Source organism: Cohnella rhizoplanae (assembly GCF_948329515.1).
In the GTDB taxonomy this organism is placed as follows: Bacteria; Bacillota; Bacilli; order Paenibacillales; family Paenibacillaceae; genus Cohnella; species Cohnella rhizoplanae.
The window spans coordinates 811,138-822,889 of sequence record NZ_CAOJCN010000001.1; the positions used below are offsets into that span (position 1 = coordinate 811,138).

Here is an 11,752-nt window from a genome sequence, read left to right on the forward strand (position 1 = left end):
ATAGACCATTGCCAACACCTCCGAATTTGGTTACCCTTATCGTAACTTACTATTACCCGCTGCGGGTACCGACGAATTCGTGACAAGATCCGCCGGGAGGGGCATAGCGCTCGGCTGCGGCTGTCTTGGCGAATCGCTTCCTTGGAGGGATGGGCATGACCGTCTATATCGCATTGCTGCGTGGCATCAATGTCGGGGGCAACAACAAAGTCAAGATGGCGGAGCTCAAGAGCGCTTGCGAAGAGCTCGGCTTGCGCGACGTGCGAACATACATTCAGAGCGGCAATATCGTGTTTCGTTCGGAGCGCTCCGAATCCGAGCTGCGCGAACTTCTCGAGGAGTTGCTTCGAGGCGGCTTCGGCGTCAAGAAATCGGTGGTGCTGCTGCGTACGAACGCCGAGCTGCAGCGGATTCTAAGCGACTGTCCGTTCACGCAGGCGCAGATCGAGGCCGCGAGCCAGCTGTACGTGCATATGCTGGACAAACCGCTGGATGAGGAGCAAGCCGCGCGGATCGGCGAGCTTGCGGCCGAGGGCGAACAGTGCGTCGTCAGGGGCAGAGAGCTGTATCTGCTCCTCACGCCGGGCATACTCGATTCCGTCTTCGCGATATTATTCCAAAAGATGAAGCTGCCGCTCACCGCCCGCAACTGGAACACGATGAACAAGCTCGGCGAGCTGGCCGCCCAAGCCGAAGTTTGACGGGGCTTATGGCTGCGTCGCGATGACCCGGTCCACGATGCCGTAAGCGACCGCTTCCTCGGCGCTCATGAACGTATCGCGATCCATGTCCTTCTCCACGCGTTCCAGCGGTTGACCGGTGCGTTCGACCGTTATCTGGTTCAGTCGTTCCCGGATAAGCAGAATGCGCTTCGCGCTGATGGCGATATCGCTCGCCTGGCCCTGGACGCCGCCGTGCGGCTGATGGATCATGATCTCGCTGTTCGGCAGCGCGAAGCGCTTGCCCTTCTCGCCGGACAGCAGCAGGATCGCCGCGAACGAAGCGGCCATGCCCGTGCAGATCGTATGCACCTCCGGCTTGATGAACTGCATCGTGTCGTAGATCGCCATCCCGGCCGTCGTAGAGCCGCCCGGACTGTTGATGTACATGCTGATCGGCTTCTCCGGGTCTTCCGCGGCGAGGAACAGCATCTGCGCGACGATCGAGTTGGCCATCATGTCGTCGATCGCGGCGCCGAGAAATACGATGCGGTCTCTCAGCAGGCGCGAGTAGATGTCATACGAACGCTCTCCGCGCGCCGTCTGGTCGATAACATAGGGAATGTAGCCGTTCATGGTTTTGCCTCCCGTTTGCGTGATTGGCGATTCGTCTCGGTAAACGCCGGAAGGCTCGAAGAAGGTACGCGAGGAAAAATGTTTTTTGTTGTTGAAAGGCGCGTATCCTTTTGGTCCGGATGATCGTCTACGTAAGCAAACGGGAGCCGCGTAATCATGCGTTGGCACCTATGGTATGAAACAAAGAGGGAGGGAGGGAATTCCATGATCGATTCAGCCCGAGATGTGCAGCGGTTGACGGCCAGCGTCAACCGGTTCAGTCTATCGCTCGCGCGGTCGCTGCCCGCGGCCGAGGACCTGGCCCAGGAGAGCTGGAGCCGGGCGCTGCCGGCGCTGAGCGGCGGCGGCCATGCCAATCCCGAGGCGCTGCTCCTTCGCGTGGCGAGGAACGTATGGATAGACGGCCTGCGGCGCGACGCGCGCAAGGCGAAGTGGCTGCAGGAGTCGGCATCCGCCGATGTCGTGCACGACCGGCCGCTTCAGGGGATGGAGCTGGCGCCGGTATTCGCGGCGCTGAACGCGCAGCTGCCGAAGCTGCAGCGCACGGTCTTCCTCATGCGCGACGTGCTCGGCTATTCGATCCGGGAGACGGCCGACCGGCTCGGCACGTCCGAGGGCGCCGTCAAGGCCGCGCATCACCGCGCGCGCCGGGCGCTGTCCGGCGTGCGCGAGGCGCTCGCGGGAGAGGACGGACCCGAGCTGCCATCGGACGAGGCCGAGCGGATCGAGGCGCACCTGATGGCCGAAGCCTATGCGCGAGGCGATATCGGCACGCTCGTCGCGCTCGCCAACGGCGAGGCGCGCATGCAGGCGAGGCAGCTGCCGATGCAGGGCGCTGCGCCGCTGGAGAACGGCGATCGCCGACCGGCTGGGCCTACCGTCATGCAGATGAGCGCTGCTTGGCTGGCTGCATAGCGGCGGCGGGGCTGAGCGTCAACCGAAAACCGGACCTTCTCGCCTGAAATAGGCGCGGAGGGGCCGGTTTTTTTCGTTTGAAACCAATCTCGCCTTTTATTCTTAATTTCCCTTAAAGTCATGTCCGACGGATTGACAACCCAAGTGTATGGAGGGCATAATACACTTTAGGTGTATGAACCACTTAGTACACACACTACGAATACAAGGCGAGGCAGAGCGATGGATAATCACGGCGGCTGGATGGAGACGGCGTTCAATACGCGAGATCCGGTATACCTGCAGGTCGTCCGGCTGTTTAAGGAAAGGATCGTCACGGGCCGGCTATCGGCTGGCGAAGCGATTCCGTCTAGGCGGGAGATCGCATCGCTGCTCAAGATGAACCCCAATACCGCCCAGCGAGCATACAAAGAAATGGAGGAACAAGGCTTGATCGTCACGGAGGGCAATTCGCCAAGCCGGATCACGAGAGACGAAGAGGTGCTGCGGCATATCCGCTCGGAGCTGCTGGGCGAGGCGGTCCGGACATTCATAGGCTCGATTCGCAACATGAAGGTGCCGCTGACAGAGATCGTAGAGCTGGTCAAAGGAGAATATGAAGCGGACGTTACGGGTGGGCGGAATAACGGAGGTGGGGACGCATGATCCATATCCAGGACGCGCACAAACGCTATCGCGGGCGCAAGGTGCTCGACGGCGTGACATTCAAAGCTGAGAAAGGTCAGATTACTTGCCTCGTCGGGATGAACGGAGCAGGGAAGTCGACGTTGCTGAAGGCGATCATGGGTCTTGTACCGCTGTCCCGCGGGACCATTAAAGTGGACGGCGTGCAAACGAAACGCGAGCTCTATGAGAAAGTTTCCTTCATCCCGGACCATGCAGCGATGCCCGGCGGTTACCGGCTCGAGGAAGGACTTCAGTTTATGGACGATTATTACGCATCCTGGAACCCCACGCGGGCGGACGAGCTGATGGCCTTTTTCCAGCTGAACGCTAGAGACCGCGTCGGCAATCTGTCCAAGGGAACGGCTGCGAAGTTCGGCCTGGTGCTGGGTCTCGCGGCGGATACCGAGTTCGTGCTGATGGACGAGCCGTTCTCCGGGATCGACGTGTTCAGCAGGGAGATGATCGGAGAAGTGTTCTCGAGCCGGCTCGTCGAGGAACGCGGCGTGCTCGTGACGACCCATGAGATCGGCGAGATCGAATATTTGCTAGACCGCGCTGTGCTGCTGAAGGATGGTAAAGTCGCAAGAGATATCGACTGCGAGCAAGTGCGGGACGAGGATGGGAAGTCGGTGCTGGACGTGATGCGGGAGGTGTATCGGACATGAGCCAGTACTTCAAGCTGCTAGCGCTGGAGGTTCGCAGATTCCGGTATGTATTGGCCGGTATTATGGTGTATACGTTGATTGTGGAGTGCGTGGCCGTAGCGTTAGACATTAATAATCACAGTCGGCTGTTTGAATGGAACAATGACTCAAGACACTCTTTCGCGGAAGTAATACGTAATACGCAGTCGGGATTTCAGCTTGCGATCGTAATCCCCGTAGCCGTACTGCTCGCTTATGCGTTGCTAATCTGGTACCGGGATTGGTTCGGTCGCCATCCGTTTATTTATCGTCAGATGACGATACCCGGGGGACGCGCACCATTATACTTTTCCAAGCTCACCGCTATATTGCTATTTGTATTTTCGATGGTTGCTTGGCAATTGGTGCTTATGTCGGTGCTTAGAATCGAATATGTATGGCTTACTCCGGATGCTATGCAAGAAGCGGTCGATTTTACGGAAGCTATGACATCTAACGAAGTCTTTAATACCTTCCTACTGCCGCCGAGCTTCAAAGCATTTGCTTTAAACTATGGCCTTGGTATCCTCCTAATCCTCATACTATTTACAGGCGTATTGATGGAAAGGAGTTATCGTATCATGGGGATCGTCGCCGGCCTTATTTACGCCGCTCTAAATGTTACCCTACTTATCTTGCCTACTACATTCGGCTTGTACTTGTATTCTTCCGAAATATGGGCCATTTGTCTCATCGTGTTCGGATTGGAGGTTGCGGCAGCACTATGGATAAGTTTAATACTGGTCAGCAAAAAAGTATCGGCTTAAAGCAAAAAAGAATTAGTAGATACATTCTCGTCTGTATATTGACCGCGATTTCAGTCGTCACGTTGAGCGCTCATTATGGATATGATCCGGACGCGCGAATACCCCGGTTTCGACTGGAGACGGCGGAAGGCGACGATGCTATCGGACAATCGATTCAAATTACAGGGAATTATTATATAGGTGCCACAGGGCATTTTATTAAGGTTTTCCCAGAAGGTACGGAATTTAAAGACCGATTGCCATTAGACACCTTTATGCAAGGTTTGTCCTTTCGTGGGTACCGCGCGGGTTTCGAAGGTCTAACCGATGATTTTCCAAGCTTTATGCGAGGAAAAAGTTACGGTGAATTCGATCAAACGCAGGAATGGTTGGCGTATGTAGAGCTATCGAACGCGAAGGGTCGGACCCGCATTAAATTATCTCTATTGAATAAAGCGGCGGGCAAGTCCACTGTGCACTACCTTGAAGCCGGCGGCTGGCCGAAAAACGAAAATATTCTCCTCGAGGACGTACAGGTTGAAGATAAAAACATACACTTTTTGCTGAGGCGCTGGAAACCGGATAGCGCTGGTTATTCGACAAATTCGCAGCTGACCGATTACGTCGTCGATCTCTCCTCCGGCAATATTCTTAATGAAAGAGAAATTGCGATCCCGGGGACCGAGGTATCTTCACAGAGTCATCAGATCAGACTCGTCAAGGACTGGAGCGGTGATACGGCGTCGCCTTATACTTTAATCATTTCTTCTAATGCAGAACCGGAAAAAAGGAGCACGGAGAAATTGCCACAAAATGCCGATCTCCGGCCGGTTCGATCTTATGATTTATTCGCGTATCGGTACGCCGACGGTAAGTTAGAGGCTCTAAATGACCTCTGGCCTAATACCGTCGAAGACGCCGGCAATGCCAACTATTTTTTAAACGGCGACGACCTATATGCCATCCGGGGCGACGCAGGGAGAAAGAACTCGACCTTTTCAACGTTCATCGACGTTAAAGGGATTAATTTGGCGCGTCATGCTCATTTTACCGCCTATTCAATAGGCGCATCGGAGCTCGGCAGTCAGACTATGGGCTCTCCAGTCTTATTTAAAAACGGCTTGATTCATGTAATATTGAACCAAGACAGCCGCCCTATGGTTGCGGTGATAGACGCCGTTACGGGCAAGCTTGTTTATAAAGGCAAGGTCGTGTTAGAAAAATCAGCGAACGATGAAGAGAAAGTGTTTAATAAGACACGACTTGACACTCTGGAGATACGTTCTTGATCCGCCGCATCGACATCCTGCGAAGCTTGGAGCTCGAGGCCTACCGGATGGCGTATTATTTACTCGAAGCGGAAAAGCCGGCTTGCGAAGCGGCCAAACAGGCGCTGCTGGCGCTATACGCATGCAGCGAGCTGCCTGAGCTGTCGCCAGCGGACAGACGCGCGGCGCTGAAGCGTCTGGTCATGCACGCGGCCGTCGCTCGCTTCGCCCGTCGGAAGCTCGAAGCCAATGAAGAAGCGAACAATCAACGCACCGCACGACGTCAATAAAGCAAACAAGGACGTGTCCGAATCCGGACACGTCCTTGTTACCGTCTGCGGCGCGGCCCGATGCTCCTTCGGTGCGATCCGCGCACGGCGGCGTTCTTCCGTGCCGGCGGGATGCGGCCCAGCGCACGGGCATAGCGCATGACTTTGCGATGCGTCGATTGATCCGGCAGATGCCGGAAAAGGTAAGGATCCGGCGACGTATTCAGCTCGATGATCCAAGGCCGCATCTCGCGGTCGAGGCCGATGTCGGCGCCGACCATATTAACCCTGGGATAAGCGCGGGCCAGCGCCTTGGCGGACCTCAGGCCGAGCGCCCGCAGCCGTTCCTCCGCATACTTCGCGCCCGTGTGGCCGAGCTTGGGGCGGAGCAGCCGGCTCAGTGCGACGGGCCTGCCGCCGTTGTGATAGTTCGTAACGACTTTGCCCTTCTGGGCGACCCGCGCGATGACGCCGGTCGGCTCCCAATGTCCCGCCGGATTAATCTGCACCATGACGCGGACGTCGAAGCGCCTGCCGCCCGACTTGAGCAGGTGCACGCCGCGCTGCACGAGATACGGACGGCGCCGCTTCGTGCGGCCGATATGACGGTACAGCGCATCGAGCGTTGCGAAGCGCTTTTTGCTAAGGCCCGCATGACTGCTGTAAGGCCGTGCGGACCCTCGCGCCTTCTCCAACCGCATCACGCCCTGTCCGAACGTGCCGGATACGGGTTTGACGTAGACCATGCCGTACCGCTCCAGCATGCGGGCCAGCGTTTTTTTATTCATTCTTCGCGTCTCGGGGACGTGGGGAGCGACGGCGGGATCCCGCAGCGCCGCGATCGTCTTGGTCCATTTGCTCGTGACATGCATGCCTTTGCGGTTGATCAAAGCGCCTCCTCCTCCAATCGCCATACCATATGCGACTCCCCGCGGCGCCCGACACGGACAAGAGTTGGAAGATTCACGGCCCGCCGGCTTCGGTTAATGAATGATACCGGTTCGATAGCGGATACAATGTGAAGGGGGAGTGCGAGATGCAAACGATATGGAAGGGCGCGGTCAGCTTCGGACTCGTCAACGTTCCGGTCAAGATGTTCACGGCGACGCAGGACAACGATCTGCCGATGCGCATGCTTCACAAGGAGAAGAATGTGCCGATCCAATATCACCGCACCTGTCCGAAGTGCGAGGAAGAGGTCAAGTGGAGCGACATCGTCAAAGGCTACGAGTACGAGCCCGGACATTTCGTCACGTTCGACAAGGAAGAGCTCGAGGAGATCGCGTCCGAGACGTCGCGCGAGATTCGTATCGTGGACTTCGTGGACCTGGAGGAGATCGATCCGATCTATTATCAGAAAACGTATTATCTGGCCCCGGAGAGCAACGGCACCCATGCCTACAATCTGCTCGTCCAGGCGCTGCTCGACACGCGCAAGATCGGGATCGCCAACGTCAGCATCCGCTCGCGCAGCAGTCTCGCCGCCATCCGCATCGTGGACGGCGTCCTGTCGATGTCGACGATGTTCTACGCCGAGGAGATCCGCAGCAAAAAGGAAATTCCGAATCTGCCCGAAGAATCCAAGGCGGACGAGCGTGAACTGGCGATGGCGCGCATGCTGATCGAGCAGCTGTCCGCGAAGTTCGAACCCGAGAAGTACGAGGACGTCTACAAGGAGCGGCTGATGGACGCCATCGAGGACAAGGTCAAGGGCAAGGAAGTGAAGTTCGCGCCGGAAGAGAAGAAGACCAACGTCATCGACCTGATGGAGGCGCTCCGCGCAAGCCTCAAGCAGCCCGGTCCGGCCAAAGCCGGTGCGGACGAGGCGACCGGCAAGGACAAGCCGGACAAGACGGAGACGAAGAAGCCCGCGCGGAAAAAAAGCGCGGCCAAGACGAGCAAGGATGCGGCCAAACCGAAGTCGGGCAAAGCGGACAAATCGGAGGCGCCGGCATCCAAAGCCAGAACCAAAAAAACAGGGAGCTAATCCATGGAGCCGTTCACACCGATGTCGCCCGTCGCGGAGGACCGAATCCCGGCGGGACCGGCATGGATTCATCAGCTGAAATGGGACGGCTATCGCTTGATCGCCGAAGTCCGCGGCGCGGTCCCGAAGCTGTATTCCAAGCGCATGCTGCCGCAAAACGCGTCATACCCCGAGCTGTCCGCGGCGCTGGCGGACAAGCCGGGGGATTACATACTTGACGGCGAAGCCGTCATTCTGGACCCGCGCACCGGCAAGCCGAGCTTTCAGCTCATGCAGCAGCGGGGCAAGCTGCTCGGCGAACGCCAGATCGAGGCGTCGGCGCGGCGCCATCCCGTCCAATTTATCCTGTTCGATCTGCTGCGGGAGGGCGGCGAGGACCTGCGCGGCCGGCCGTACGCCGAGCGCAGGGAGCGGCTGCTGCGCCTGACGCAGAGTTGGGAGGCGCCATTCTACGTCGCCGACGAGTTCGAGGACGGCGACGCGCTGTGGGACTGGGTCGCGGCGAACGGCTGGGAGGGCGTCGTGAGCAAGAAGACCGCCTCCGCCTACAAGGCGGGCAAGGAGCATCATGACTGGATCAAACGCAAGACCGTCCATCATATGGACGTCGAGATCGTCGGCATCATCTGGAAGGAAGGACGCGTCTCCAGTCTGGTCATGCGCAAAGGCGATCTGTATATGGGCCGCGTGTCTTCGGGCTTGAACGATAAGGCGAAAGCGGCGCTCCGCGCGCTGCCCGTCGGCTTGTCCCGCGCGGACTACTGGGACAGCACGCCGGAGGGCCTGCGCGGCGCCGAAGTCAGATGGCTGGTCGCGCCGCTGGCGGGCCGCGTGAGCGGCAGGGAAATGACGGAAGCGGGATTGCTGCGCCATCCCAAGCTGATCGACCTGGAGGGAATCCCGCTATGAGCGTCTCGGATAGCTATACGATCGAAGTCGAAGGCTGCGAGATCAAGGTCACGAACCCCGCCAAGCTGCTGTGGCCGGAGGCCGGCATTCACAAGGCGATGTACTTGCAGAAGCTTGTCGCGTTGTCGCCTTACTTGCTGCCGTATTGCCGGGACCGCTACATGACGTCCATCCGATATCCGGACGGCGCGGGCGGCAAGTCCTTTTACCAGAAGCATGCGCCGGACCCGCTGCCTCCGTACGTACGCACGGCCGTGCGCGAAGAGGTCCGCTATATCGTCGTCGACTCGCTGCCGACCTTGCTGTGGATGGGCAATCTCGCCGCGCTGGAGTTCCATCCGTCCTTCGAGTACGTCGGCGGAGAGGAGCCTGCCGAGTGGGTGCTGGATATCGACCCGAGCGACGCGCTGCGCGGACGGCTGATGGAAGCGATATCGCTCATCGGCGAGGCGCTGGAGGGGATGGGCATCGCCTCGGTACCCAAGACAAGCGGCGCTACGGGCGTGCAGATCGTCGTGCCGATCCTGCCGGGGTACAGCTTCGAGCAGCTCCGCAGGGCAGGGGCATTCGTCGGCAAGTATCTGTCGGAGAAATATCCGAAGCTCTTCACCGTCGAACGTCTCATCCGCAACCGCAAAGATCTGATTTACGTGGACTATGTCCAGCATGCCGCGGGCAAGAGCCTCTCCGCTCCCTATACGCCGCGCGGACGACCCAACGCAACCGTATCAACGCCGCTGACATGGGAAGAAGTGAGAAGGGGCGTCGATCCGGGCGCTTTTACGCTTCTTACGATCGAAGACCGGCTGGCCGAAAAAGGAGATCTGATCGGACAGGCGCCCAAACAATCGCTGGAAGAAATATTACGATTTTTAAAATAAGTGCAAAAACGTGCATCCCAAGCGCACGATTTAGCTATACGCTCCCGATTCTCATGATGTAAAATGTAAGAATCGGGGGGTTCTTCATGGAGATCGGCACAACGTTTTTTACGAGCATCACCATCCTGATTACATTTACGTTTTTATTTAACCTCATTTATAAATACGTGTTCCAGCACACGGCCGGCATCGTCAAGCAGATCGCCATGGTCGTCGGCTTCATCGCGCTCGGCTGGCTCGCGATGAAGTTCGGCATCCGGTACAACGGATCGGCCATCTTCGATCTCAGGAACGTGCCGATTATTTTTGCCACGCTGGTCTTCCGGGACCCTCGGCCGATACTGGCCATCGGCTTCGGCATCGCGCTGGCCCGGTTCGGCGTGAATGGCATGTCGCCCTCGGCTTTTACCGCCTTTTGCAATATTTCCACGCTCGGCATCGTCGGCGCGATCCTCGTCAGCCTGTACCGCAAGCGTCCGCAGTGGGGTTATCCCGCCAAGGCCGCCGTATCGCTGCTCGCGATCAACGCGTTTCAGGTAGCGGGAATTCTCAGCTACGCCGCGGTCGACCGGTTTAATTACCTGACCCGCGTTATGCCGTACACGTTGCCGGCGACGATCGTCCTTGGCACGTTTTTCCTGTTCATCATCCGCGACTTCTTTCTTGACCAACAGCGTGCCGTTCGTCTGAAGGAGACGAACGAAGTCCTGCAGAAGCGGACGGAAGAGCTGCTCGAGACCAAGAAGATGCTCGAGGAAAAGGCCGAGCTTATCTTGCAGGCTTCGAGATACAAGTCGGAATTCATGGCCAATATGTCGCATGAGCTGAAGACGCCCCTCAACAGCGTTATCCTGCTGTCCCAGATGATCGGCGAGAACGCGGACGCGGGACGCACCCAGGACAACCGCAGGTACGCCGAGATCATCCAGGCTTCGGGCGAGCAGCTGCTTCATATGATCAACGACATACTGGACCTGTCCAAGGTCGAAGCAGGCAAGATGGATATCGTCTGGGATATCATCTCGCTCTACGATACGGCCGAACTGCTCTACCGGCAGATGAAGCCGATCGCCGAAGCCAAAGGGATCGAGCTTCGGCTCGAGATCGATCCGGCGGTGCCGCCGACGCTCATGTCCGACGGACAGCGCCTCGGACAGATTCTGCGCAATCTGCTCATGAACGCGATCAAGTTTACGGACAAAGGCTATGTCGCGCTGATCGTCTCGTCGGAACGCGACCCTAACGTTAACAATGCCGGGCATATCGTGTTTACCGTGAAGGACACGGGCGTCGGCATCGAGAAAAGCAAGCAGGAAATGATCTTCGAGGCGTTCCAGCAAGAGGACGGTTCCATTAACCGCCGCTTCGGCGGGACGGGACTGGGACTGTCCATCAGCCTGCAGCTGTCGACGCTGCTCGGCGGTACCTTATCTCTGAATAGCGCGAAGGGGGAAGGGAGCGAGTTCACCTTGAGGCTGCCGCTGAAGGCGGCATACGAAGACCGGTTGTCTGCGCTGCAGACGGCTGCGGCGATCCGGGCAGCGGGCGAGTAATCTGGTCCTAGACTGATTCAACAGCCTCCCGCTCGTCCAAAGTTAGAGTAGACGAAGCGATGGGAGGTATGAGCATGCCTTGGGATAAAGACGATTACCCGGATTCGCTAAAGAACTTCATGGCGCCCGTGCGCAACAAGGCGATCGACATCGCCAACGAGCTGTTGAAGGACGGATACTCCGAACAGCGTGCGATCTCGATCGCCACGGCAAAAGCCAAGGAGTGGGGCGAGGACCACGACAAGCAGATTCGCAAAAAAGGGCATTGATCGCAGTCCGCCGCCGGCTCCGCGCATGCGGCTCGCGGACGACGGGCGCAAAATAAAGGAGCGAACGACCGGCAAGGGTCGCTCGCTCCTTTATTTTGCGCAGCTGGACGCTAATCGCGAAAATGGTCAGAGCTTCAGCCCGCCCATCAGCGGCATGATCGTCTTGATCATGTCCATGCCCATCTTCATGAGGGGCAGCGCCTTCTGCATGAAGCCCATGAGGTCGTCCAAGCCGCCGAGGCCTCCGAGCCCGCCGCCGATACTGATGCCGCCGGCGCTGCTGCCCGCTGCCGCGCCGGCGGCCTCAGTAT

General features: G+C 58.1%; 14 protein-coding genes and 1 pseudogene. 12 read left to right on the forward strand and 3 right to left on the reverse strand.

Going from position 1 to position 11,752, the window contains the following annotated elements; translation table 11 throughout:
* Positions 1–155 precede the first annotated feature (155 nt).
* Complete coding sequence (locus PQG80_RS03640; protein WP_271749761.1) at positions 156–701, forward strand: DUF1697 domain-containing protein; 546 nt, start codon at positions 156–158, stop codon at positions 699–701.
* Positions 702–707: 6 nt separating this feature from the next.
* Here PQG80_RS03640 and clpP read toward each other — a convergent pair whose 3' ends face one another.
* Complete coding sequence (gene clpP / locus PQG80_RS03645) at positions 708–1,295, reverse strand: ATP-dependent Clp endopeptidase proteolytic subunit ClpP (RefSeq protein WP_271749762.1); 588 nt, start codon at positions 1,293–1,295, stop codon at positions 708–710.
* Between the two features lie 204 nt (positions 1,296–1,499).
* On the opposite strand from clpP, the gene PQG80_RS03650 reads away from it, so the two are divergent.
* The 6 genes from PQG80_RS03650 (at position 1,500) to PQG80_RS03675 (ending at position 5,863) form a co-directional block, all read left to right on the forward strand.
* Positions 1,500–2,210: an RNA polymerase sigma factor gene (locus tag PQG80_RS03650; RefSeq protein ID WP_271749763.1), complete on the forward strand. Its 711-nt coding sequence runs from the start codon at positions 1,500–1,502 to the stop codon at positions 2,208–2,210.
* Between the two features lie 243 nt (positions 2,211–2,453).
* On the forward strand, positions 2,454–2,855 hold the full coding sequence (locus PQG80_RS03655; RefSeq protein WP_271749936.1) for a GntR family transcriptional regulator: 402 nt from the start codon (positions 2,454–2,456) through the stop codon (positions 2,853–2,855).
* Positions 2,852–3,541 (forward strand): ATP-binding cassette domain-containing protein, encoded by a 690-nt coding sequence (locus tag PQG80_RS03660; RefSeq protein ID WP_271749764.1) that lies wholly within the window; start codon positions 2,852–2,854, stop codon positions 3,539–3,541. Before PQG80_RS03655 ends, PQG80_RS03660 begins: the two co-directional genes overlap by 4 nt.
* Complete coding sequence (locus tag PQG80_RS03665; RefSeq protein WP_271749765.1) at positions 3,538–4,326, forward strand: hypothetical protein; 789 nt, start codon at positions 3,538–3,540, stop codon at positions 4,324–4,326. The genes PQG80_RS03660 and PQG80_RS03665 overlap by 4 nt, the downstream gene beginning before the upstream one ends.
* Positions 4,284–5,594, forward strand: coding sequence for a hypothetical protein (locus PQG80_RS03670; RefSeq protein WP_271749766.1), 1,311 nt, complete (start codon positions 4,284–4,286; stop codon positions 5,592–5,594). The genes PQG80_RS03665 and PQG80_RS03670 overlap by 43 nt, the downstream gene beginning before the upstream one ends.
* Positions 5,591–5,863, forward strand: a complete 273-nt coding sequence (locus PQG80_RS03675; RefSeq protein ID WP_271749767.1) for a hypothetical protein — start codon at positions 5,591–5,593, stop codon at positions 5,861–5,863. The genes PQG80_RS03670 and PQG80_RS03675 overlap by 4 nt, the downstream gene beginning before the upstream one ends.
* Positions 5,864–5,901: 38 nt before the next feature.
* On the opposite strand, the gene PQG80_RS03680 is transcribed toward PQG80_RS03675, so the two are convergent.
* Complete coding sequence (locus tag PQG80_RS03680; RefSeq protein WP_271749769.1) at positions 5,902–6,732, reverse strand: YheC/YheD family protein; 831 nt, start codon at positions 6,730–6,732, stop codon at positions 5,902–5,904.
* A 146-nt stretch (positions 6,733–6,878) separates the two neighbouring features.
* Here PQG80_RS03680 and ku point away from each other — a divergent pair, with 146 nt between their 5' ends.
* From ku to PQG80_RS03705, 5 genes are all read left to right on the forward strand, one after another.
* Positions 6,879–7,829, forward strand: coding sequence for a non-homologous end joining protein Ku (gene ku / locus PQG80_RS03685; protein WP_271749770.1), 951 nt, complete (start codon positions 6,879–6,881; stop codon positions 7,827–7,829).
* 3 nt (positions 7,830–7,832) lie between these two features.
* The gene (locus PQG80_RS03690; RefSeq protein ID WP_271749771.1) at positions 7,833–8,738 is read left to right on the forward strand and encodes an ATP-dependent DNA ligase; all 906 of its coding nucleotides are present in this window, start codon (positions 7,833–7,835) and stop codon (positions 8,736–8,738) included.
* The gene (gene ligD / locus PQG80_RS03695; RefSeq protein WP_271749772.1) at positions 8,735–9,619 is read left to right on the forward strand and encodes a non-homologous end-joining DNA ligase; all 885 of its coding nucleotides are present in this window, start codon (positions 8,735–8,737) and stop codon (positions 9,617–9,619) included. The genes PQG80_RS03690 and ligD overlap by 4 nt, the downstream gene beginning before the upstream one ends.
* A gap of 86 nt (positions 9,620–9,705) precedes the next feature.
* Positions 9,706–11,172 carry an ATP-binding protein gene (locus PQG80_RS03700; RefSeq protein WP_271749773.1) on the forward strand — a complete coding sequence of 489 codons (1,467 nt, stop codon included), beginning with the start codon at positions 9,706–9,708 and terminating at the stop codon, positions 11,170–11,172.
* Between the two features lie 74 nt (positions 11,173–11,246).
* Entirely contained in the window at positions 11,247–11,441 is a 195-nt protein-coding gene (locus PQG80_RS03705; RefSeq protein ID WP_271749774.1) for a DUF2188 domain-containing protein, read from the forward strand.
* Between the two features lie 126 nt (positions 11,442–11,567).
* On the opposite strand, the pseudogene PQG80_RS03710 reads toward PQG80_RS03705, so the two are convergent.
* Positions 11,568–11,752 (reverse strand): annotated as a pseudogene (locus tag PQG80_RS03710) (hypothetical protein); the annotation flags it as partial.

Excerpts from the sequence above, each read along its gene's own strand:
- PQG80_RS03640 (WP_271749761.1), top strand. The coding sequence starts at position 156 with ATGACCGTCTATATCGCATTGCTGCGTGGCATCAATGTCGGGGGCAAC.
- clpP (WP_271749762.1), bottom strand. The coding sequence starts at position 1,295 with ATGAACGGCTACATTCCCTATGTTATCGACCAGACGGCGCGCGGAGAG.
- PQG80_RS03650 (WP_271749763.1), top strand. The coding sequence starts at position 1,500 with ATGATCGATTCAGCCCGAGATGTGCAGCGGTTGACGGCCAGCGTCAAC.
- PQG80_RS03655 (WP_271749936.1), top strand. The coding sequence starts at position 2,454 with ATGGAGACGGCGTTCAATACGCGAGATCCGGTATACCTGCAGGTCGTC.
- PQG80_RS03660 (WP_271749764.1), top strand. The coding sequence starts at position 2,852 with ATGATCCATATCCAGGACGCGCACAAACGCTATCGCGGGCGCAAGGTG.
- PQG80_RS03665 (WP_271749765.1), top strand. The coding sequence starts at position 3,538 with ATGAGCCAGTACTTCAAGCTGCTAGCGCTGGAGGTTCGCAGATTCCGG.
- PQG80_RS03670 (WP_271749766.1), top strand. The coding sequence starts at position 4,284 with ATGGATAAGTTTAATACTGGTCAGCAAAAAAGTATCGGCTTAAAGCAA.
- ku (WP_271749770.1), top strand. The coding sequence starts at position 6,879 with ATGCAAACGATATGGAAGGGCGCGGTCAGCTTCGGACTCGTCAACGTT.
- PQG80_RS03690 (WP_271749771.1), top strand. The coding sequence starts at position 7,833 with ATGGAGCCGTTCACACCGATGTCGCCCGTCGCGGAGGACCGAATCCCG.
- ligD (WP_271749772.1), top strand. The coding sequence starts at position 8,735 with ATGAGCGTCTCGGATAGCTATACGATCGAAGTCGAAGGCTGCGAGATC.
- PQG80_RS03700 (WP_271749773.1), top strand. The coding sequence starts at position 9,706 with ATGGAGATCGGCACAACGTTTTTTACGAGCATCACCATCCTGATTACA.
- PQG80_RS03705 (WP_271749774.1), top strand. The coding sequence starts at position 11,247 with ATGCCTTGGGATAAAGACGATTACCCGGATTCGCTAAAGAACTTCATG.